General features: G+C 66.0%; 23 protein-coding genes. 13 read left to right on the forward strand and 10 right to left on the reverse strand.

What is annotated here, in order from left to right; translation table 11 throughout:
* The first annotated feature begins 20 nt into the window (after nucleotides 1-20).
* A complete protein-coding gene (locus A7W11_RS19095; protein ID WP_066417248.1) occupies nucleotides 21-494 on the forward strand; it encodes a MarR family winged helix-turn-helix transcriptional regulator in 474 nt (157 codons plus the stop codon).
* A gap of 73 nt (nucleotides 495-567) precedes the next feature.
* Here the strand turns inward: A7W11_RS19095 and nrdR are convergent, their stop codons facing one another.
* Together nrdR and glyA are read right to left on the reverse strand one after the other, a co-directional pair.
* The gene (nrdR, locus tag A7W11_RS19100) at nucleotides 568-1,047 is read right to left on the reverse strand and encodes a transcriptional regulator NrdR (protein ID WP_066417250.1); all 480 of its coding nucleotides are present in this window, start codon (nucleotides 1,045-1,047) and stop codon (nucleotides 568-570) included.
* Nucleotides 1,048-1,208: 161 nt separating this feature from the next.
* Nucleotides 1,209-2,456 (reverse strand): serine hydroxymethyltransferase, encoded by a 1,248-nt coding sequence (gene glyA / locus A7W11_RS19105; RefSeq protein WP_066417253.1) that lies wholly within the window; start codon nucleotides 2,454-2,456, stop codon nucleotides 1,209-1,211.
* Between the two features lie 401 nt (nucleotides 2,457-2,857).
* On the opposite strand from glyA, the gene A7W11_RS19110 reads away from it, so the two are divergent.
* The 8 genes from A7W11_RS19110 to A7W11_RS19145 all read left to right on the forward strand — a co-directional run bounded on the left by A7W11_RS19110 (nucleotide 2,858) and on the right by A7W11_RS19145 (nucleotide 10,328).
* The gene (locus tag A7W11_RS19110; protein WP_066417255.1) at nucleotides 2,858-3,448 is read left to right on the forward strand and encodes a cysteine dioxygenase family protein; all 591 of its coding nucleotides are present in this window, start codon (nucleotides 2,858-2,860) and stop codon (nucleotides 3,446-3,448) included.
* Nucleotides 3,449-3,456: 8 nt separating this feature from the next.
* Nucleotides 3,457-4,641 carry a cystathionine beta-lyase gene (metC, locus tag A7W11_RS19115; RefSeq protein ID WP_235816923.1) on the forward strand — a complete coding sequence of 395 codons (1,185 nt, stop codon included), beginning with the start codon at nucleotides 3,457-3,459 and terminating at the stop codon, nucleotides 4,639-4,641.
* Between the two features lie 49 nt (nucleotides 4,642-4,690).
* On the forward strand, nucleotides 4,691-6,268 hold the full coding sequence (locus A7W11_RS19120; protein WP_066417266.1) for a rhodanese-like domain-containing protein: 1,578 nt from the start codon (nucleotides 4,691-4,693) through the stop codon (nucleotides 6,266-6,268).
* Nucleotides 6,269-6,327: 59 nt separating this feature from the next.
* The gene (locus A7W11_RS19125; RefSeq protein WP_066417271.1) at nucleotides 6,328-7,146 is read left to right on the forward strand and encodes a transporter substrate-binding domain-containing protein; all 819 of its coding nucleotides are present in this window, start codon (nucleotides 6,328-6,330) and stop codon (nucleotides 7,144-7,146) included.
* Nucleotides 7,147-7,186: 40 nt separating this feature from the next.
* Entirely contained in the window at nucleotides 7,187-7,882 is a 696-nt protein-coding gene (locus A7W11_RS19130) for an amino acid ABC transporter permease (RefSeq protein ID WP_156523165.1), read from the forward strand.
* A 3-nt stretch (nucleotides 7,883-7,885) separates the two neighbouring features.
* Nucleotides 7,886-8,578, forward strand: coding sequence for an amino acid ABC transporter permease (locus A7W11_RS19135; protein WP_066417273.1), 693 nt, complete (start codon nucleotides 7,886-7,888; stop codon nucleotides 8,576-8,578).
* Nucleotides 8,579-8,591: 13 nt separating this feature from the next.
* The gene (locus A7W11_RS19140; RefSeq protein ID WP_066417276.1) at nucleotides 8,592-9,320 is read left to right on the forward strand and encodes an amino acid ABC transporter ATP-binding protein; all 729 of its coding nucleotides are present in this window, start codon (nucleotides 8,592-8,594) and stop codon (nucleotides 9,318-9,320) included.
* A gap of 138 nt (nucleotides 9,321-9,458) precedes the next feature.
* Entirely contained in the window at nucleotides 9,459-10,328 is an 870-nt protein-coding gene (locus A7W11_RS19145) for a LysR substrate-binding domain-containing protein (RefSeq protein ID WP_066417277.1), read from the forward strand.
* A 39-nt stretch (nucleotides 10,329-10,367) separates the two neighbouring features.
* Here the strand turns inward: A7W11_RS19145 and A7W11_RS19150 are convergent, their stop codons facing one another.
* On the reverse strand, nucleotides 10,368-10,934 hold the full coding sequence (locus tag A7W11_RS19150) for a TetR/AcrR family transcriptional regulator (protein ID WP_066417282.1): 567 nt from the start codon (nucleotides 10,932-10,934) through the stop codon (nucleotides 10,368-10,370).
* A gap of 121 nt (nucleotides 10,935-11,055) precedes the next feature.
* On the opposite strand from A7W11_RS19150, the gene A7W11_RS19155 reads away from it, so the two are divergent.
* The gene (locus A7W11_RS19155; RefSeq protein WP_066417284.1) at nucleotides 11,056-11,790 is read left to right on the forward strand and encodes an SDR family NAD(P)-dependent oxidoreductase; all 735 of its coding nucleotides are present in this window, start codon (nucleotides 11,056-11,058) and stop codon (nucleotides 11,788-11,790) included.
* An 82-nt stretch (nucleotides 11,791-11,872) separates the two neighbouring features.
* Nucleotides 11,873-12,469, forward strand: a complete 597-nt coding sequence (locus A7W11_RS19160) for an NADPH-dependent F420 reductase (RefSeq protein WP_066417286.1) — start codon at nucleotides 11,873-11,875, stop codon at nucleotides 12,467-12,469.
* Nucleotides 12,470-12,598: 129 nt separating this feature from the next.
* On the opposite strand, the gene A7W11_RS19165 is transcribed toward A7W11_RS19160, so the two are convergent.
* Together A7W11_RS19165 and tyrS are read right to left on the reverse strand one after the other, a co-directional pair.
* A complete protein-coding gene (locus A7W11_RS19165) occupies nucleotides 12,599-13,255 on the reverse strand; it encodes a YbhB/YbcL family Raf kinase inhibitor-like protein (protein ID WP_066417297.1) in 657 nt (218 codons plus the stop codon).
* Between the two features lie 33 nt (nucleotides 13,256-13,288).
* The gene (gene tyrS, locus A7W11_RS19170; protein WP_066417301.1) at nucleotides 13,289-14,518 is read right to left on the reverse strand and encodes a tyrosine--tRNA ligase; all 1,230 of its coding nucleotides are present in this window, start codon (nucleotides 14,516-14,518) and stop codon (nucleotides 13,289-13,291) included.
* 251 nt (nucleotides 14,519-14,769) lie between these two features.
* Between tyrS and A7W11_RS19175 the strand changes: the two genes are divergently transcribed.
* Both A7W11_RS19175 and A7W11_RS19180 read left to right on the forward strand, forming a co-directional pair.
* Complete coding sequence (locus tag A7W11_RS19175) at nucleotides 14,770-16,185, forward strand: M23 family metallopeptidase (protein WP_066417304.1); 1,416 nt, start codon at nucleotides 14,770-14,772, stop codon at nucleotides 16,183-16,185.
* Nucleotides 16,186-16,199: 14 nt separating this feature from the next.
* Nucleotides 16,200-17,339: an anhydro-N-acetylmuramic acid kinase gene (locus A7W11_RS19180; protein ID WP_066417306.1), complete on the forward strand. Its 1,140-nt coding sequence runs from the start codon at nucleotides 16,200-16,202 to the stop codon at nucleotides 17,337-17,339.
* A 134-nt stretch (nucleotides 17,340-17,473) separates the two neighbouring features.
* Here A7W11_RS19180 and erpA read toward each other — a convergent pair whose 3' ends face one another.
* From erpA to rplM, 5 genes are all read right to left on the reverse strand, one after another.
* Nucleotides 17,474-17,845 (reverse strand): iron-sulfur cluster insertion protein ErpA, encoded by a 372-nt coding sequence (gene erpA / locus A7W11_RS19185; RefSeq protein ID WP_066131691.1) that lies wholly within the window; start codon nucleotides 17,843-17,845, stop codon nucleotides 17,474-17,476.
* 64 nt (nucleotides 17,846-17,909) lie between these two features.
* A complete protein-coding gene (locus tag A7W11_RS19190; RefSeq protein ID WP_066417310.1) occupies nucleotides 17,910-18,710 on the reverse strand; it encodes a DUF6776 family protein in 801 nt (266 codons plus the stop codon).
* Between the two features lie 40 nt (nucleotides 18,711-18,750).
* A complete protein-coding gene (argC, locus tag A7W11_RS19195) occupies nucleotides 18,751-19,815 on the reverse strand; it encodes an N-acetyl-gamma-glutamyl-phosphate reductase (RefSeq protein ID WP_066417313.1) in 1,065 nt (354 codons plus the stop codon).
* A 180-nt stretch (nucleotides 19,816-19,995) separates the two neighbouring features.
* The gene (gene rpsI, locus A7W11_RS19200) at nucleotides 19,996-20,388 is read right to left on the reverse strand and encodes a 30S ribosomal protein S9 (protein WP_066131685.1); all 393 of its coding nucleotides are present in this window, start codon (nucleotides 20,386-20,388) and stop codon (nucleotides 19,996-19,998) included.
* Nucleotides 20,389-20,397: 9 nt separating this feature from the next.
* On the reverse strand, nucleotides 20,398-20,826 hold the full coding sequence (gene rplM / locus A7W11_RS19205; RefSeq protein ID WP_066417323.1) for a 50S ribosomal protein L13: 429 nt from the start codon (nucleotides 20,824-20,826) through the stop codon (nucleotides 20,398-20,400).
* Between the last annotated feature and the right edge of the window lie 243 nt (nucleotides 20,827-21,069).

A 21,069-nucleotide genomic window follows, 5' to 3' on the forward strand; every position in this document is an offset into this window, starting at 1 on the left:
ATGTATATTAGAATCGGCCAGTGCCTTCCTCCCGCCTTCCTCCCGCCCCCCACGCCCCGCGCCTGTCGTCCTCGGATTACGAGCTGCTGGCGCAGTTCCGGCGTGCGCTGCGCGAGTTCATTTCCTTCAGCGAAAGCGCCGCTGCCGAGATGGGCCTGGCGCCGCAGCAGCACCAGGCCCTGCTGGCCATCAAGGGCACGCCAGGACGCGACGGTCTGTACATCGGGGAGATTGCCGAACGGCTGATGATCAAGCCGCACACGGCGGCCGAACTGGTGACGCGGCTGGTCCGCATGGACCTGGCGCGGCGCCTGCCCGATCCGGCCGATGGCCGGCGGGTGCAGGTGGTGCTGACGGCGCACGCCGAAAGTCTGCTTGAAGACCTGTCGGTGGCGCACCTGGAAGAATTGCGCGGCATCCGGCCGCTGCTGGCGCGGCTGCTGGACCGCTTCGATGACGCGCCCGGCAAGGCAGACCCGGCGGACGCGGGGTGACTCGCCATCGCATGGCGAGCCCCACGCGGGGTGGGCAAGCGTCCCGGCCCTGCCAGCGCGGGGCCTGGCCGCGCTACCCCTTGCGCAACTTGTTCGGCAGCTTGGGGCCGCTCATTTCGCGAATGGCCTCGACGAATTCGCCGATGTCCTCGAAGCTCTTGTAGACCGAGGCGAAACGCACGTAGGCGACTTTGTCGAGCTTCTTCAGCTCGGCCATGACCAACTCGCCGATGCGTTCACTGGGCACTTCCCGCACGCCGCTGGCCAGCAGCACGTCTTCGATGCGCGCCACGGCGCCATCGACTTCGGCCGTGCTGACCGGACGCTTGCGCAGCGCCAGCGACAGGCTGCCGCGCAACTTGGCGGTGTCGTAGTCGGTACGGCTGCCGTTGCGCTTGACCACGGACGGCATGGCCAGCTCGACGCGCTCGTAGGTGGTGAAACGCTTGTCACAGGACAGGCAGCGGCGACGGCGGCGGATCGTGTCGCCTTCCTCCGATACCCGGCTGTCGACCACCTGGGTATCGGCATTGCCGCAGAAAGGGCATCTCATGCGTACTCCCGTAGGCAAGTGAAGCCTTATTGTAATGGGGACAGGCACCCCGAGGATACGAAACGCCGCCGGCCCGGCCCTGTTATGCAACAGGGCCGGGCCGGCGGCGTCCGGGATGGCGCGGAACAGCGAAGCGGCCGCATGGGCCGCTTGCGGCGTTCTCAGTTGCCGTAGACGGGCAGGCGCTTGGTCAGTTCGTTGACGCGGGCGCGCACGGCGGCGATGTTGGCTTCGTCGCGCGGGTTGTCCAGCACGTCGGCGATCAGGTTGCCGGTGAGCTCGGCCTCGGCTTCCTTGAAGCCGCGGGTGGTCATGGCGGGCGTACCCACGCGGATGCCGCTGGTGACGAAGGGCTTTTCCGGATCGTTGGGGATGGCGTTCTTGTTGACCGTGATGTGAGCCTGGCCCAGCACCGCTTCGGCTTCCTTGCCGGTGATGCCCTTGGGACGCAGGTCGACCAGCATGACGTGGCTTTCGGTGCGGCCGGAAACGATGCGCAGGCCGCGCTTGATCAGCGTGTCGGCCAACACCTGGGCGTTCTTGACGACCTGTTGGGCATAGCCCTTGAACTCGGGCGACAGCGCTTCCTTGAAGGCCACGGCCTTGGCGGCGATGACGTGCATCAGCGGACCGCCCTGGATGCCCGGGAAGATGGCCGAATTGACGGCCTTCTCGAACTCGGCCTTCATCATGATGACGCCGCCGCGCGGGCCGCGCAGCGACTTGTGCGTGGTGGACGTGACGAAGTCGGCGTGCGGCACCGGGTTGGGGTATTGCCCGCCCGCCACCAGGCCGGCGTAGTGGGCGATGTCGACCATGAACAGCGCGCCGTTTTCGCGGGCGATGCGGGCCATGCGCTCGAAGTCGATGTGCAGGGCGTAGGCGGAGGCGCCGGCCACGATCAGCTTGGGCTTGTGTTCGCGGGCCAGTTGCTCGACCTGGGCGTAGTTCAGGACTTCGTTCTCGTCCAGCCCGTAGGGCAGGAAGTTGTACAGCTTGCCCGACTGGTTGACCGAGGCGCCGTGCGTGAGGTGGCCGCCTTCGGCCAGGCTCATGCCCAGCACGGTGTCGCCCGGCTTCAGGATGGCGTTGTACACGCCCTGGTTTGCCTGCGAGCCCGAGTTCGGCTGCACGTTGGCGGCTTCGGCGCCGAACAGTTCCTTCAGGCGGTCGATGGCCAGTTGCTCGACCACGTCCACGTATTCGCAGCCGCCGTAGTAGCGCTTGCCCGGATAGCCTTCGGCGTACTTGTTGGTCAACTGCGTGCCCTGGGCCTGCATGACGGCGGGGCTGGCGTAGTTCTCGGAGGCGATCAGCTCGATGTGCTGTTCCTGGCGGACGTCTTCCTTCTGGATGGCGGCCCAGACGTCGGGATCTACCTGGGAGAGGCTGAGGTTGCGGTCGAACATGGGAGGTTCCTGGATGGGTAAGGGATGCTGCGTGACGCTCGGATGACGGCTAGTTTACCGCGCCCCTGGGCAGGTTCTGCTCGGAAACCCTGATCCCCTGCACGCTTTATCGGCAACCGTTGCGTGATTCGCACCATTGCGCAAGGCGGGTTCATGTCGGCCTTGAACGGGGCTCATACAAGTCCGGAGCCCCCAAAAAACATCGTTCCGAACGCCTAGGATTTTCCCTTAGCCGCGCTGCCGCAACCTGCCGGACCGCGCCTCGCGTCGTCTATGAAACACGCCAAAGTATTAGTGTTGCTTATGTATTTACATCCAACATTAATTGGAACTGCACCGCTGCGCTCTTTACTGTGGGCGCCTGTCGAGCTTTTCCCCCAATATCCAAAGGAGCTTTCCAGATGTCGCAGCAAGCCAACCCCGGTTCCGCGCAGATCAGCGCCGCCATTGCCGAAATCAAGGGGCTGTTCAACAGCGAGGGCGAGAACCGCGCCACCCTGGCCAAGACCCTGGACAAGCTGGTGGGCCTGGCTTCGCACAAGGAATGGTGGAACGCCGGCCTGTACCCGGCGCCCGAGCAGGGCGAGCTGCAGGCCCGCTACCTGATCCAGGAAGACGCGGACAAGTCGTACGCGCTGTACCTGAACGTGATGCGCCCCGGCAAGAAGATCGTGCCGCACGACCACACCACCTGGGCCTGCATCGCCGCGGTCGAAGGCGTGGAACTGAACTACACCTATGACCGCACGGACGACGGCAGCGTGCCCGGCCGCGCCGCCATCGAAAAGAGCGGCACCGTGGTGGTCGAACCCGGCACCGGCATCGCGCTGATGCCCGACGACATCCACGCCGTGCACATCGAGGGCCAGGACGTGATCCGCCACCTGCACATGTACGGCCGCGCCCTGGAGACGCTGGACCGCCGCATGGCCTTCGACATGGAGCGGGGAACCTGTCAGGTCATGGCCATCGGCGTGCAGACCCGCAAGTGAGGCCCGCGATGCCCAAGGACATGCACGCGCCCGACAGCGCCTTTTCGACCGCCCTGCTGCACTCGGGGCGTCCGCACCAGGGATGGGTGAACACGCCCGTCACCCGCGCCAGCACGTATGTATTCGACAGCGTGGCGCAATGGCGCGAAACCCGCCAGCGCCGCGCCCAGGAACGCGTGGCCTCGTACGGCGCCCGCGGCACCGACAGCACGTATGCGCTGGAAGACGCGCTGGTGCTGCTGGAGGGTGGCTACCGCGCCAAGGTGTTCCCCACGGGCCTGGCCGCCATCGCGATGGTGTTCCTGGCCTACCTGAAGTCGGGCGACCACGTGCTGATCACCGACGGGGTCTACGAGCCGGCGCGCGCGTTGTGCGCGCAGAGCCTGTCGCGCCTGGGCATCACCCACAGTTTCTACAAACCCGACGGCTCCGACCTGGCCGAAAAGATCCAGCCGAACACGGCCATGATCTATGCGGAGAACCCCAGTTCGCTGATCTACGAGCTGATGGACCTGCGCGCGGTCTCGGCGCTGGCGAAACAGCATGGCTGCCTGCTGGCCGTGGACAACACCTGGGGCTCGGGCATCCTGCACCGGCCGCTGGAGCTCGGCGCGGACATCTCCATCATGGCGGCCACCAAGTACCTGAGCGGCCATGCCGACGTGATGATGGGCACCGTGGTCACCACGCAGGACGTGTGGCCGAACATGGAGACCGCCCAGGTCAACTATGGCCAGACGGTCGGCGCCGACGACGCCTACCTGATGCTGCGCGGCATGCGCACGCTGCACGTGCGGCTGCGCGCGCACCAGGAACACATGCGCGCCGTGTCGCAATGGCTGCGGCAGGATCCGCGCGTCGCCCGCGTGTTCAGCGCGGAAAGCGCGGAGGGCTCGCAGCGCGAGATCTTCGAACGCGACTTCATGGGCAGCAACGGCCTGGTGTCGGTCGAGTTCGCGCCGACGATCGCGGCGGCCCAGATGGAAGCCATGATCGACGCGCTGCGGTATTTCGGCATCGGCGCGTCGTGGGGCGGCTTCGAAAGCCTGGTCGTGCCCATGAACATGCCTTCGGCGCGCAGCCTGTCGTCCTGGGAAGGGCGCGGCCCCATGTGCCGTTTCCACATCGGCCTGGAAGACCCGGCCGACCTCATCGCGGATCTGCGCCAGGCCTTCGACGCACATCTTTCCTAGTCCCGCGCGCCGGGGCACCGGCGCGCCCTCATTGGTATCACCACCAGCAATGACCCAGACCATTCGCGCCCGCGAAGGCGCCGCCACACCTACGGCCGTGCTCAAGCACTGGCTGCACGACGGCCAGGAGATCGCCCTGCTGGACGTGCGCGAGCACGGCCTGTACGGCGAATCCCATCTGTTCTACGCCGTCAATGCCCCCTACAGCCAGCTCGAATTCGACGCCGCCCGCCTGGTGCCGCGCAAGACGACACGCGTCGTCGTCTATGACGATGGCAACGGCGACGCCACGGCCGGCAAGGCGGCCGCCGCGCTGGCCGCGCAAGGTTACGAAGACGTCACGGTGCTGGAGGGCGGTGCGGCCGCCTGGAGGGCCGCGGGCTACCAGCTATTCGCGGGCGTGAACCTGCCCAGCAAGACCTTCGGCGAACTGGCCGAACACGAACTCCACACGCCCGCCATCGGCGCGGACGAGCTGAACCGCCGCATCCAGGCCGGCGAAAACCTGGTGGTGCTGGACGGCCGGCCGTTCACCGAATACCAGAAGATGAGCATCCCCACCGCCACCTGCTGCCCCAATGGCGAGCTGGCCCTGCGCGTGGACGATCTGGTGCCCGACGAGTCGACCACCATCGTCATCAACTGCGCGGGCCGTACCCGCAGCATCATCGGCGCGCAGACGCTGATCAACCTGGGCGTGAAGAACCCGGTCTACGCGCTGGAGAACGGCACGCAGGGCTGGTACCTGAAGGACTACGCGCTGGATCATGGCCAGGCCCGCCGCCATGCGCTGCAGACCGCGCCGCAATCGCTCCAGAAGGCCCGCGTGCGCGCCCAGGCCCTGGCCACGCGCTTCGGCATCGAGACGATATCGGCCACGCAATTGCAGGCCTTGCAGGCCGACACGTCGCGCACCACCTACGTCTTCGACGTGCGCACACCCGAGGAATACCGCGCGGGCACGTATGCCGGCGCCGCGCACGCCCCCGGCGGCCAGCTGATCCAGGCCACCGACCAGTACGCTGGCACGCGCGGTGCGCGGCTGGTGCTGGTGGACGGCGAAGGCGTGCGCGCCCCGACCGTCGCCACCTGGATGCGCCAGTTGGGCTGGGAGGTCTATGTGCTGGAAACCACCGCGCTGGACGCCACGCCCCCAGCCGCCATCCCAATACCAGGCACGCTGGCCCGCATCGACAGCACCGCGGCCCGGAAGCTGCACGACGAAGGCGCCCTCTTCATCGACGTGCGCCCCAGCATGGCCTACCGCAAGAACCACATCGCCGGCGCGCAATGGAGCATTCGCGGCAAGGCCGCCGCCCCCGCCGGCCGTTCGGTGGTGCTGGTGGCCGACGACGCCCGCGTGGCCGAACTGTATGCCCGCGACCTGCCCGCCGGCCATGCACCGCTGCTGCTGACCGAAGGCGCCGCCCAATGGGCCGCCGCTGGCCTGCCGCGCGAAGCCACGCCGGATTTGCCGCCGGACGCGGACTGCATCGACTTCCTCTTCTTCGTGCATGACCGCCACAGCGGCAACAAGGCCGCGGCGATCAAGTACCTGGAATGGGAGACCAATCTGGTCACCCAGATCGACGAGCGCGAACGCGCCTCGTACCGCTTCGCCCCCTGAGGCGACGGCGGCGGGTGCCCCCGCCGCCGTCGCCATCAATACATTCCAAGGAGAAAGCCATGAAGCCGTTCCTCGCCGTTGCCATGACCCTGCTTGCCCTGTCCTCGACTGCCCAGGCGCGAGACCTGAAAGAGATCGAAGGCAGCAAGAAGCTGATCTGCGGCACCCAGAGCGCCAGCGAACCCTACGCCTTCCAGGACCCCGCCACGCGCAAGTTCGTCGGGTACGACGTGGACGTGTGCCAGGCGCTGGCCCGCGGCCTGGGGGTCGAGCTGGAGCACAAGCCGCTGTCCACCGAAGCCCGCATCCCCGAGCTGAAGATGGGCCGCGTGGACGTGGTGGCCGGCTCGATGGCCTATCTGCCGGAACGCGCCACGCAGGTGGACTACAGCGTGCAGTACCTGCAAGGCAGCATCAAGGTGCTGGTGCGCCGCGACGACAGGATCGACTCGCTGGCCAAGCTGGAAGGCAAGCGCATCTGCGCCAGCAAGGGCTCGTCCTCGGCGGCGCTGGCCACGCGCGTGCTGGCCAAGTCGCAGATCGTGACCTATCAGGACCTGGCCACCTGCTACCTGGGCCTGCAGAACGGCAAGGTCGACGGCATCTCGGCCGGCGAACTGACGCTCAAGCGCTTCGAAATCGAATCGGCCAAGTCGGGCTCGGCCGCCGTGCTGGTCAACGAGCCGCTGTTCACCGAGCGGATCGGCGTGGTGGTCTCCAAGGGCAACACCGAACTGCTGGAAGCCATCAACAAGGTCATCGCCAGGATGGACAAGGATGGCGAGCTGGACGGCATCTACGCCAAGTGGCTGGGTAAGAACTCCATCTACAAGCTGACCCGCCAGTTCAAGGTCGAACCGGTCGCACAGGCCAACTGAGGATGACGCGGCGGCGCGCGAGCGCCGCCGCGGCCGCATTATGGATCTGGATATCTCATTCCTGCTGCAGGGGCAGTACGGCACGCTGCTGCTGAACGGCCTGCAGACCACCATCCTGCTGTTCGCGCTGGCCTGGGGCTGTGGCATGGCGGTGGCCCTGGCCATCGTGCTGCTGCGCGCGATTCCCTTCAAGCCGCTGGACGCGGTGATGTCGCTGTTCGTGGAATACCACCGCAACGTGCCGACCGTGGTGCAGATCATGGTGTGGTACTTCGGCATGCCCGAGGTGCTGCCGGCGGGCCTCAAGGCCTACGTGAACTCGGGCAACACCGAGATCCTGTTCGCCGTGGTGGCCCTGTCGCTGAACGTCAGCGCGTACATGTCGGAAGACCTGCGTTCCGGCCTGAAGGCCATTCCGGCCGCGCAGGTGGAAGCGGGCCGCTCCATCGGCCTGGGCTTTCTTCAGGCCATGCGCTATGTGATCCTGCCCCAGGCGCTGCGCATCGCCGTGCCGCCGCTGGTCAACCGCTCGCTGATCCTGTTCAAGGACACGAGCCTGGCCATGGTGATCGGCGTGACCGAGCTGACCTACGAGGCCAAGAACATCGACAACCTGACCTTCCGAACGTTCGACATCTTCGCCGTCACGACGCTGATCTACCTGCTGTGCTCGCTGGTGATCATGTTCGCGGGCAGCCGTATCGAACGCGCCTTTCCTTCGGCATACAAGGGGTAAGCCATGCTGGAGATCCTGCACAAATACGGCGTGATGTTCCTGGTGGGCTCGTGGCCCGAGGGGCCGCTGGGCGGCTTCGCGGCCACGCTGGTGCTGGCCGCGCTTGGCCTGGCGCTGGCGTTTCCGATCGCCGTGCTGCTGGGCTTCGCCCGGGCCGGCCAGATCCGCGCGCTGCGCGTCCTGGCCACCTGCTGGGTGACGGCGTTCCGCGGCGTGCCGCTGATCATGATCATTTTCTGGGCCTATTTCGCCGTGCCGCTGGTGACGGGCATGACGATCTCGGCCTTCAAGACGGCGCTGGTGGCGATCGTGCTGTACGAAAGCGCCTTCCTGGCGGAGATCGTGCGCGCCGGCCTGCAAGGCCTGCCGCGCGGCCAGACCGAGGCGGCGCGTTCCGTGGGCCTGTCGTACTGGCGCAGCATGCGCTACGTGATCCTGCCACAGGCGCTGGTGAACATGATTCCGTCGCTGGTCAGCCAGTTCGTGTCCACCATCAAGGCAACCTCCATCGTCTACATCATCGGCGTCGAGGAAGTGACCTTCGTGGGCCAGCAGGTCAACAGCATCGAACTGACCTCGGCCTTGCAGACTTATCTCATCCTGGCGGGCTTCTACTTCGTGATCTGCTGGGCGCTGTCGCGCCTGGCCCGGCTCGTCGAGGTCCGCATCCAGAAGCGCCGGCTGGGACTGGCGTAAGAGGAATACCGTCATGATCGAACTGAACCACGTCAACAAATGGTACGGCGACTACCACGCGCTGAACGACGTCAACGGCCGTATCGAAAAAGGCGAGGTGCTGGTGGTGTGCGGCCCGTCGGGCTCGGGCAAATCGACGATGATCCGCACGCTGAACCGCCTGGAAACCATCCAGAAGGGCGACATCACCATCGACGGCGCCAGCATCTACGACCCGAAACGGAACCTGAACAGGCTGCGCGCCTCGATCGGTTTCGTGTTCCAGCAGTTCAACCTGTTCCCGCATTATTCGGTGCGCGAGAACGTGACGCTGTCGGCCCGCAAGGTATTCGGCATCGGCGCCGACCAGGCCAACAAGTTGGCCGAGGAGCTGCTGGCCAAGGTGGGCCTGGCGCACAAGATCGACGCCATGCCCATCAACCTGTCGGGCGGCCAGCAGCAGCGCGTCGCGATCGCCCGCGCGCTGGCGCAGCGCCCGCCCGTCATCCTGTTCGACGAACCCACCAGCGCGCTGGACCCCGAGATGGTCTCGGAAGTGCTGGCGGTGATGAAGCAGTTGGCCTCGGAAGGCATGACGATGATCGTGGTGACGCACGAGATGGACTTCGCGCGCGAAGTGGCGGACCGCATCTGGTTCATGGACGCGGGCAGCATTCTCGAGGACACCACGCCGCAAGCGTTCTTCAATGCACCGAAGCATCCCCGGGCCTGCAAGTTCCTGGAGGACGTGCGGCGCCATTGAAGGCGGCTTGGCGGGCCTCGTCCCTGTACAGGCCCGCCCCCTTGCGCTATGTTCCAGGGCCTGCCCGCACGGGATCGCCGCAGAGCGATCCCGTGCGGGCAGGCCCTTGTCGCAAGACCGACTGATCGAGGATCGCCCATGCGCAACCTGGACCTGGACCTGCTGCGCACGCTGGTCGCCATCGCCGAGCACGATTCGTTCTCGGCGGCGGCCCAGAGCCTGCACAAGACGCAATCGGCCATCACCCAGCAGATGCAGCGGCTGGAAAGCCTGATCGACCTGCCGCTGTTCGAGAAGCGCGGCCGGCACAAGCAACTGTCCAGCCATGGAGAGAAACTCGTCACCTACGCGCGCCACATGCTGGCGATCAACGATGAAGCCCTGCGCTCGCTGCAGGACAGCCTGCTCGAAGGCGAACTGCGCCTGGGCTCGCCGCACGACGTGGCCGACAGCATCCTGCCCAGCGTGCTGACGCACGTGGCCCGCACCTTTCCGCGCATCAAGCTGGAGATCCGCGTGGACCGCAGCCCCAACCTGATGACGGCGCTGCGCAACGGCGACCTGGACCTGACCGTGTCCACCCGCTTCGACCAGGATTTCGAGGGCGTGGTGCTGCGCACCTCGCCGACCGTGTGGCTGTGCTCGGCCGACTACGTGCACGACAGCAGCGCGCCGGTGCCGCTGGTGCTGGCCGACGAGCCCAGCATCTTCCGCCGCCTGGCCTTGAATGCGCTGGAGCAGTACCGGGTACCCTGGCAGACCAACTACGTGGCGCCCAACCTGGTGGGCATCAAGGCGGCGCTGCGCGCCCGCCTAGGCATCACCGCGCGCAGCGTGGAGATGCTGGGTTCCGACCTGCGCGTGCTGGGCGAGAAGGACGGCCTGCCGCCCCTGCCCGACGTGAACTACTTCCTGTGGATCCGGCACGACCTGATCAACCCGCTGACGCGCCACGTATACGACATGCTGAAGACGAACCTGCGGCTGTCGGCGAACAATCCGCAGTGACGCGGCGGCATCCCGCCCGATGCCTCGGCCCGCGCCGCGTCAGGTTGTTCTTGGTGCGGCGTCGCTTGCCAGTATGGCGCTCGTGATGAGGTGAACGAGATGATCCGCCCGCGGCGCGAACGAGGGTTGGTCCACCGCCCACCCCAGCGCCGTGATCAAGGCGAACAAGTCGTCCCCATTCATGTCTGCGCGCGCCGTCCCCTTGTCCTGAGCGCGAAGCAGGAGCCGAGCGCCTGCCGAATGTACCGCCGCGCAGGACGCATAAAGGGCGGACTCCGTGTCCGTATGCGCGGCCGCCATCATGGCGACCACGCCCCGGTAGCTTTGCGTGAACACCACCAACTCCCGAAACCAGGTGAGAAGCGCCTGGTCCGCCGACGCCGATGTCTCGAGTTCGGCCGCCTTGCGCGTCAGCGCATCCAGGTGAGTACACAGCAACGCTTCGAATAAGGCCTCTCGCGTCGGGAAATGGCGAAGCAGGGTCGCCAGGCCAACGCCGGCACGGCGGGCGATGTCGCGCATGGACGCGTCGGCGCCGTGCTCGGCCACGACGTCGCGTGCAAACGTGAGGATCTGGCTGCGATTTTTCTGGGCGTCGGCGCGCATGGTCTGATTGACAAATGGATCAGTGATCCATATATTTCCCATCTGGATCGGTGATCCACATCATAACGCGCCAGACGGCATTCCTCTATTGCCGCGCGACGCCAGCCAATGGATAGCTGACATGAACAGACTGAATGGAAAGACCGCCGTCATCACCGGCGGCGCCACCGGCATCGGCCTTGCCACGGCAAAACGCTTCATCGAGGAAGGGGCTTTCGTCTTCATCTTCGGCCGCCGGCAGGAAGCGCTCGACGCCGCCGTGGCCGACCTGGGACCCAATGCACGTGCGGTGCAGGGCTCTGTCTCGAATCCGGACGATCTCGACCGGCTCTACACCGCCGTGAAGGCGCACCGCGGAGCCCTCGACATTGTCTTCGCCAATGCCGCGGCGGGAAGCCCGCTTCGGCTGGGCGAGATCACCGCCGAGCACATCGACGAGACCTTCGACACCAATGTGAAGGGGTTGATCTTCACAGTCCAGAAAGCGCTGCCGCTGATGGGCCGAGGCGGTTCGATCATCCTGACGGGATCCAGCGCCGGCACCACGGGTGCCCCGGCATTCAGCGCCTACAGCGCCAGCAAGGCGGCCGTGCGCAACCTGGCTCGAACCTGGTCGGAGGATCTGAAAGGCACCGGCATCCGGGTAAACGTGCTGTCGCCCGGACCGACAGCGACCGAATTGGCGAAGGCAGCGCTGGGCGAGGAAGGCATGAAAGTCTTTGCCTCGATGAATCCCCTTCAGCGCATGGCCGATCCAGCAGAAATCGCGGCGGCGGCGGCCTTTCTCGCTTCGCACGACAGCAGCTTCATGACCGCCAGCGAGGTCGCCGTCGATGGCGGCCTGGCGCAAATCTGACATACCGCGCCGGGCCGGTCATTCGGCTGATCCGGCTGTGCATACAGGGTCTGGCCACGCCAGGAATCCAAGGAAATAACTTATGAACTACGCAATCATCGGCTTCGGCAAGATCGGCCAGGCCCTGGCCAAGGCCTTTGCCCGCAACGGCATCGCAGTGTCCGTGGCGACCACCCGCGACCCGGAGCGCTTTGCATCCGATGCCGCCGCGATCGGACCCGAGATCGTTCCCACGACCTTGGCGCAAGCCGTCAAAGCGGACATCGTCTTGCTGGCCGTCCGCTTCGAGTCGCACTCAGCCGTCGCGAAGGCACTGCCGACCTGGAAGGGCAAGATCATCGTCGACGCGATGAACACGTTGGCGTCGACCGAGGAACTGGACGGCTTCCCCTCCTCCGCCGTCGTCGCGAAAGCGTTCACCGGAGCCAGGCTGGTGAAGGGCTTCAACCACTTGGCCGCTGCCGTACTTGCCCAGGATCCGGCCGTACACGGCGGCAAGAGAGTCGTTTTCCTGGCAAGCGACAATGAAGACGCCGCCGCGCAGGTCGGTACGCTTGCGGAAAGCCTCGGCTTCGCACCGATCCCGCTCGGCGGGCTTTCTGAAGGCGGACTGCTTGTGCATGCGCTCGGCGGCAGTTGGGGCCACCTGATCTTCAAGGATCTGGTCAAGTTCAACTGACGGCGTGATCGCAGATCGCAAGCCCGATGCCGCCTCACCATGAAAAACACCCCGGAGGCTGGATCGGTATCCGGCTTCCGGGGTGCGTGTGCAAGCAGGGCGTTCCTGCCTGCAATGGCCCTGCGCGGATCAGGTGCTGCTGGTCGCGCCGATCTGCCTGGGCGCCAGATCGGGGTTCAGCGTGTAGGTGCCGGTGATGGACGCCTGGGCCAACACGTGGCCCTGGATGGCCTTGAGCGCATCCTCGCCGGTGAAGCTGCCCTGCAGGCCCAGCGAGGCCTTGTCCAGCGCATACAGCGTGAACGTGTAGCGGTGCACCAGGGCATCGTTCCAGGGCGGGCACGGACCGTCGTAGCCGAAGTATTCGCCGCTCATGTCGTGATCGGCCGCGAACCACTGCGTGTAGCTGTTGACGCCCTGGCGCGCGTTCATCGGCGCCAGCGGGCCGCCCTTGCCGCGCGGGGTGATGCCGTTGGAGAACGCCCCTTCGTCGATCTCGCGCAGGTCGGCCGGCAGGTCGACCAGCACCCAATGGAAGAAGTCGACGCGCGGCAGGTCGGCAGGCACCGTGCGCCCCTCCTGGTTGACGTCGTCGGGCTTGGACGGCACGTCCGGATCGTGGGCGATCAGGGCGAACGACTGGGTGCCCGTGGGCACGTCGTCCCAGGAGAACTGCGGGTTCAGGTTGTCGGCCAGCGCCACGTGCGACTGGGTGTCGATCCGCCCGAAGGCGTAACGCTCGGGGATGGACTCGCTGTCTTGGAAGGAAAGACTCGAAAGTTTCATGTCTAGCTCCTGGAGAAATGCCGTAGGCGCTTCCTACGCACCCAAGTTAACACGGGCGAACTTGCGCTTGCCGACCTGCAGCACATAAGTGCCGGCCGCCAATTGCAACGACTTGTCGTCGACCCGGCTGCCGTCGACGCGCACGCCGCCCTGTTCCAGGTTGCGCTGCGCCTCGGAGCTGGACGCCACCAGGCCGGCCTCGCGCAGCACGCGCAGGATGCCCATGGGCGCGCCGTCCACCGACACCTCGGGCATGTCCTCGGGCATGGCGCCGTCGCGGAAGCGGGCCTCGAAGGAGGCCAGTGCATCTTCCGCCGCCTGCTTCGAGTGGAAACGGGTGATGATTTCCTGGGCCAGCATGACCTTGGCGTCGCGCGGATTGCGGCCGTTTTCGGTTTCGGCGCGCAGCGCGGCGATGTCGTCCAGCGAGCGGAACGACAGCAGCTCGAAGTAGCGCCACATCAGCGTGTCGGAGATCGACATCAGCTTGCCGAACATGGAGTCGGGCGTCTCGGAGATGCCGATGTAGTTGCCCTTGGACTTGGACATCTTCTCGACGCCGTCCAGGCCTTCCAGCAGCGGCATGGTCAGCACGCACTGCGGCGCCTGGCCGTACTCCTTCTGCAGTTCGCGGCCCACCAGCAGGTTGAACTTCTGGTCGGTGCCGCCCAGCTCCAGGTCGGATTTCAGCGCGACCGAATCGTAGCCTTGCAGCAGCGGGTACAGGAATTCGTGCACCGAGATCGGCACGCCGCCCTTGAAGCGCTTGGTGAAATCCTCGCGCTCCATCATGCGGGCCACGGTGTAGCGTGACGCCAGCTGGATGATGCCACGCGCGCCCAACTGGTCGCACCACTCGGAGTTGTAGCGGATCTCGGTACGGGCCGGATCCAGCACCATGCTGGCCTGCGCGTAGTAGGTCTGCGCGTTGGCTTCGATCTGCTCGCGCGTGAGCGGCGGGCGGGTCGAATTGCGGCCGCTGGGGTCGCCGATGGTGGCGGTGAAGTCGCCGATGAGGAAAATGACGTTGTGGCCCAGGTCCTGCAACTGGCGCATCTTGTTGAGCACCACCGTGTGGCCCAGGTGGATGTCGGGCGCAGTGGGATCCAGGCCCAGCTTGATGCGCAGCGGCACCCCGGTTTGCTGGCTCTTGGCGAGCTTGCGGGCGAATTCTTCTTCGACCAGCAGTTCGTCGCAGCCGCGGCGCGCGATGCGCAGGGCTTCTTCGACTTCGGGGGACAGGGGAGCTTCAGGCTGGGACATTGTAATTTTTACCGCGGTTCTAGGCGCAAAAAGGTGTAAATCCGACAAAAAGCGGTCGAAAATTCTTCTCGAATCCGCTAGCATACTGCCCTAATCATACGCAACTGTCATATGACAGTTGTCCTGCAGTACTTCCATAGCTGTTTCCACTGCGCCACATGGAGCGCGCCCCTCGTCCGGCCTGGCCGGAACCGGGCAGCGCCCAAGCCGGCTGCAACCCGAAATTCATGCTGCCAGGAGGGTCTTTCGCGATGATTCGTGGGTCGGACAGCCTGGTACGCAGCGTCATACACAAGGTGGCCCCTCTGATCGCCCCCCCGAAGCAAACCCTGTCCCGCGGTGGCGCTCTGCTACGGCGCACGCTGCTGGTTTCCGCCATTGCCCTGTTCGCCGGCGCCGCCGCGCTGGGCATGGTGCAACAGCCCGACCACACCGAACTGCCTCCGACGCGCCTGGTCGATAGCCCGATGCCGCTGGAAGCCGAGCAGATGCAGGTCAGCGCCGAGACCGACGCCCCCTTCATCAACGAAACCCGCATCCGCCGCGGCGACACGTTGGCCACGGTGCTCCAGCGCCTGGAAATCGACAATCCCAAGCTGCAAAGCTTCCTCACGCACGATTCCAGCGCGCGCAGCATCTACAAGCTGTACCCTGGCCGCGCCGTGCAGGCCGCCGTCGACCAGGCAGGCAACATGGTGTGGATGCGCTACATCCACACGCCGGGCACCGAAGACGACGGCCAGGTCTCCACGCGCATGCTGTTCGTGGAAGCCGACGGCAACGACGGCTTCAAGGCCCGTGAAGTCAGCGAGGACACCCACCTGCAGACGCGCGTGGCGGTAGGCACCATCCGCTCGTCGCTGTTCGGCGCCACCGACGCCGCCGGCATCCCCGATGCCATCACGCTGCAGATGGCCGAGATCCTGGGCTCCAAGATCGACTTCCTGCGCGACCTGCGCCAGGGCGACCAGTTCCGCGTGGTGTACGAAACCCGTTCGCACGATGGCCGCTACGCCGGCGCCGGCCGCCTGCTGGCCGTCGAGTTCGTCAACGGCACCAAGACCTACAACGCCGTGTGGTTCAACCCGGACGGCAAGTCGGGCGCCTACTACGACTTCGAAGGCACCAACCTGCGCGGCGCCTTCCTGCGTACCGCGCTGAAGTTCACCCGCATCAGTTCCACGTTCGGCATGCGCATGCATCCGATCCACAAGCGCTGGATCGGCCACAAGGGCGTCGACTACGCCGCCCCGTCCGGCACCCCGATCCACACCACGGCCGATGGCGTGGTCGAGTTCGCGGGTTGGCAGAACGGCTACGGCAACGTGGTCATCGTCAAGCACTACGGCAAGTACTCCACGCTGTACGGCCACCAGAGCGCGCTGGCCAAGGGCATCAAGAAGGGCGTGCACGTGTCGCAGGGCCAGTTGATCGGCTACGTCGGCTCCACCGGCTGGGCCACCGGCCCGCACCTGCACTACGAATTCCGCGTCGACAACACGCCGGTCGATCCGCTGGCCATCGACCTGCCCGTGGCCCGCACGCTGGAAAGCGACGAACGCAAGCAGTTCACCCAGGCGGTCGCGCCCTACCGCGCGCAGATCGAGATGCTGACCGCGCTGCAGAAGACCGCGCCGGAAGGCAGCACCAGCCTGGCGTCGCGCTGATCCTGACGGCGGCCATGCTCCCGCACACCGACGGCCCGGACGGCAACGCCCCGGGCCGTCTTTTCATCGGCCTGATGTCGGGCACCAGCACCGATGGCGTCGACGGCGTGCTGGTGCGCCTGCAGGCGGGCGCTCGGCCCGGCTTGTTGGCCAGCGCCAGCCTGGACATGCCCGAGGCGTTGCGCGACGAACTGCTGGCGCTGAACCGCGCCGGCCAGGACGAACTGGCGCGCGCCGCCCTGGCCGGCAACGCGCTGGCGCGGCTGTATGCCGAGGCGGTCACCGTGCTGCTGGCGCAATCGGGCCACGGCACGGCGGACGTCACCGCCATCGGCGCGCACGGCCAGACCGTGCGCCACCGGCCCGAGCTGGGCTATACCGTGCAATTGAACAACCCCGCCCTGCTGGCCGAACTGAGCGGCATCGACGTGGTGGCCGATTTCCGCAGCCGCGACGTGGCCGCGGGCGGCCAGGGTGCGCCGCTGGTACCCCCCTTTCATGCCGCGATGTTCGGCGGCGCGCAGCCGCGCGCGGTGCTCAACCTGGGCGGCATCGCCAACCTGACGCTGCTGGACGGCGGCAGCGCCCCGCGCGGCTTCGATACCGGTCCGGCCAACATGCTGCTGGACTTCTGGAGCCACCAGCACACCGGCCAGCCTTACGACGATGACGGCCGCTGGGCCGCCACGGGACACGTCAACGCCGACCTGCTTCAATTGCTGATCGCCGACGAACCCTGGTTCGCGCTGCCCCCGCCCAAGTCCACCGGACGCGACCTGTTCGACAGCGTCTGGCTGGCACAGCGCCTGAATGCCTTCAGCGGCCCCGCCCTGGCACCCGCCGACGTACAGGCCACGCTGCAACGCCTGACGGCCCGCACAGTGGCCGATGCACTGGAACGCACCTTGCCGCACGCCCGCGACGTGCTGGTGTGCGGCGGCGGCGCGCGCAACACCGGCTTGATGCAGGATCTGGCCGATTGCCTGCGGCGTCCGGTACACGCCACCGACACCGAAGGCGTGCCGGCGCAGTGGGTCGAAGCGCTGGCCTTTGCCTGGCTGGCGCAGGCGCACGTGGATCGCGTGCCGGCCAGCGTGCCGGCGGTGACGGGTGCACGCTCGGCACGGGTATTGGGCGCGCTGTATCCGCGCTGAGCATGCGCGCGGGTTTTCAGGAGCCCCTGTCGAGGCGGCCACCGAATGCGGCGCCACGAATGCGATGAAAAACAAAGCCCCCGCACACCTTCCGGTGCGCGGGGGCTTTTGATTCGTGGCGCAATCGCCGGGTCTTAGACCGAGAACGACGAGCCGCAACCGCAGGTGGTCGTGGCGTTGGGATTGCGGATGACGAACTGCGCGCCTTCGATGTCTTCCTTGTAGTCGATCTCGGCGCCGACCAGGTATTGGAAGCTCATCGGATCGACCAGCAACTGCACGCCGTTCTTGTCGAGCACGGTATCGTCTTCGTTGACGACTTCATCGAACGTGAAGCCATACTGGAAGCCCGAGCAGCCGCCGCCTTGCACGAAGACGCGCAGCTTCAGTTCGGGGTTGCCTTCTTCAGCCAGCAGGTCGGCGACCTTGACGGCGGCCGAGTCGGTGAAGACGAGGGGAACAGGCGGAGGGGCCTGCAGATCTACGGTTTCGGTAAGAGCGTTCATGATCAAACTCCTGGCCGCGAAGGCCAAATTCGGTGGAGCGGCCATGGCCGCCCGTATGTGTCCACTATAGCCCAGGCGACGTCGGACTCAAAATCAATGTGACGGTGCGCGACGCCCGCACCGTGGCGCCTTCCAGCACACTGACGGTGATGGATTCGGGGACGAATCCCTCGGGCAATTCGAGCATGCCCTGGCTGCGTTGGTACTGCTCGAAATGTACCGCCAGCGGCGAGACCTTGTCGGCCTCTGCCGCTGCCGCGGGCTTCTGCTGCGGCTTGGCGGGTGCCGTCGCCGGGGGCTCTTCCTTGATCCGCAGGGGCAACAGGTCGAACTCGGCCTTCTTGTCCTTCAAGGTGCCCACCGCGTGAAAACGCAGCATGCCGGAGAACGCCGTGTCGCCGGGGCGGCCCGAGCGCATCAGCAGCACCTTGTAGGCCAGCGCCTGGCCCGCGCGGTCGATCTGCGTGCCCCGGATATCCACCGTGCCCTCGGGGCCGGCCGGCAGCAGTTGCTCGAAGAACGCCAGTTGGTCGCGCGCGCGGCCGGCTTCGGCCTGCGAAAGCCTGAGTTGTTCTTCCAGTTCGAGACGGGCGGCGCGCTCGATGGCCATCTCGCCCGTGGTGGTGTCGAGCCGGGTGCGCAGGCCCTGCAACTCGGCGTCGCGCTGGCGCATGGCCGTACGCTGCGCGTTGGCCTGGTCTTCGGTCAGCACCACCATGCCCTTGTGCGGCTCTTGGGCATAGCGCGAGGCGATACCGATGCCCAGCGCGATACCCGCGCCCAATACGGTAGCCAGCCAGGCAATGCGGGCCGCCCTGCGCGGCGAGCGCGGGCGGCTGGAGGATGACGCGTGTGAATCTTGCATCTACGGCGGGAGGACGCCCGAAGACGCCCTCCCCATGCCATTACGGCAGGATGGCGACGTGGTCGAGGCCCGCCGATTCGGGCAGGCCGAACATCAGGTTCATGTTCTGGACCGCCTGGCCGGCGGCGCCCTTGACCAGGTTGTCCTGCACCACCAGCACGATCAGCAGGTCGCCGTTGTTCGGGCGCTGGACCGAGATGCGCAGCGTGTTGGAGGCGCGCACCGAACGGGTTTCCGGCAGGCTGCCGGCCGGCATGACGTCGACGAACTGCTCGTCGGCGTAGCGCTGCTCGAACAGGGCCTGGAAATCGGTGTCGCGCGCACCGGGCTGGATGCGGGCGTAGAGGGTGGAGAACATGCCGCGGATCATCGGCACCAGGTGGGGCACGAAGGTCAGCGACACCGGGCCGCCGGAGATCTTCTCCAGGTGCTCGGTAATCTCGGGGTGGTGGCGGTGGCCGGGCAGACCATAGGCCTTGAAGTTGTCGGAAGCCTCGGAGAACAGCGTGGCCACCTCGGCCTTGCGGCCGGCGCCCGACACGCCCGACTTGCAGTCGGCGATCAGGGTCTGGGCGTCGACCAGCTGCTTGCCGCCTTCCAGCAGCGGGGTCAGGCCCAGCAGCACCGTTGTGGGATAGCAGCCGGGGTTGCCGATGACGCGCGCCTTCGTGATGGCTTCGCGGTTGATCTCGGGCAGGCCGTAGACCGACTCGGCCAGCACGTCGGGGCAGCTATGGGGCATCTTGTACCAGCGCTCGAACACGGCGGTGTCCTGCAGGCGGAAGTCGGCCGCCAGATCGATCACGCGGGTGTCGGCCGCCAGCAGTTCCTGGGCCTGGGCCATGGCCACGCCGTGCGGCGTGGCGAAGAACACCACATCGCAGTCGGCCAGGTTGGCTTTCTCGGGCGAACTGAAGGCCAGCTTCACGTGGCCGCGCAGGTTGGGATACATATCGGCCACGGGCAGGCCATCTTCCTTGCGGGACGTGATGGCGGCCAGTTCGACGTGGGGATGGTGCGACAGCAGACGCAGCAGCTCGACGCCGGTGTAGCCGGTGCCGCCGACGATGCCAACCTTGATGCGGGAGTTCGATGCTTGAGCCATGATGAGGACCCCAAAAACGTAGACCGATAGTATCGCTCAGGATGCGGGCGTTGCGGCGGTGCCGCAAATATCCCTGATCCGACGGGAGGAACAGCACGAGGTTCCGTGCCGGGTGCTGCAGGCGTATGACACGCCGGGCCAAAAACAAAAAGGCCGCTTTCGCGGCCTTTTTGGGGAACATTAGCGCTTGCTGAACTGCTTGCGCCGACGTGCCTTGCGGAAGCCGACCTTCTTGCGTTCGACTTCTCGCGCGTCACGGGTCACGAAGCCCGCTTGCGACAGTGCCGGCTTCAGCGCGGTGTCGTAGTCGATCAGCGCGCGGGTGATGCCGTGGCGGATCGCGCCGGCCTGGCCGGTTTCACCGCCGCCGTGCACGTTGACCTTGATGTCGAACGATTCGCCCAGGCCCGTCAGGACCAGGGGTTGACGCACGACCATACGGCCGGTTTCACGAGCGAAGAACTCGTCGACGGGCTTGCCGTTGACGACGATCTTGCCAGTGCCCTTCTTGATGAAAACACGAGCCACCGAGGTCTTGCGACGGCCGGTTCCGTAATTCCAGTTACCGATCATGGCGTGTCCTTAGAATTCCAGCGGCTTGGGCTGCTGAGCGGTGTGCGGGTGCTCGGCACCGGCGTACACCTTGAGTTTCTTGATCATGGCGTAGCCCAGCGGACCCTTGGGCAGCATGCCCTTGACGGCCTTCTGGATGGCGCGGCCGGGAAAACGCTGCTGCATTTTCTCGAAGTTCGTCTCGCGGATACCGCCCGGGTAGGTGGTGTGGCGGAAGTACTTCTTGTCGTGCGACTTGTTACCCGTGACGACGATATCGGCAGCGTTGACGATGATGATGTAATCACCGGTGTCAACGTGCGGCGTGAATTCAGGTTTGTGCTTGCCACGCAGACGGTGTGCGACTTCGCTGGCCACACGACCGAGGACCTTGCCCTTGGCGTCGATCACAAACCAGTCACGTTGGACTTCATGCGGCTTGGCCACAAAGGTCTTCATGATGGTTCCTAGTTCATTCAGGTGAAAGCCCGCCGGAAATCGGCTGAGCCCTTTTCCCCCTTCCAAGGCCCGCCGGTGACGCTACTACCCAGCCACCAGCCAGCCAGCCAACGATCCTGCCAAAGCGTTATTACCCGCCCGTGCCAAAGTCGTGAATAGGGAAAGTCGATCATTCTAGCACGGCTGTTCAAATCTTGCCCAACCTTGTGGCAAAAGAGCAAAGGGCGCCCCCAGAAAAACAGG

Origin of the sequence: Bordetella ansorpii (genome assembly GCF_900078315.1) — a bacterium.
Classification (GTDB): Bacteria; Pseudomonadota; Gammaproteobacteria; order Burkholderiales; family Burkholderiaceae_B; genus Bordetella; species Bordetella ansorpii.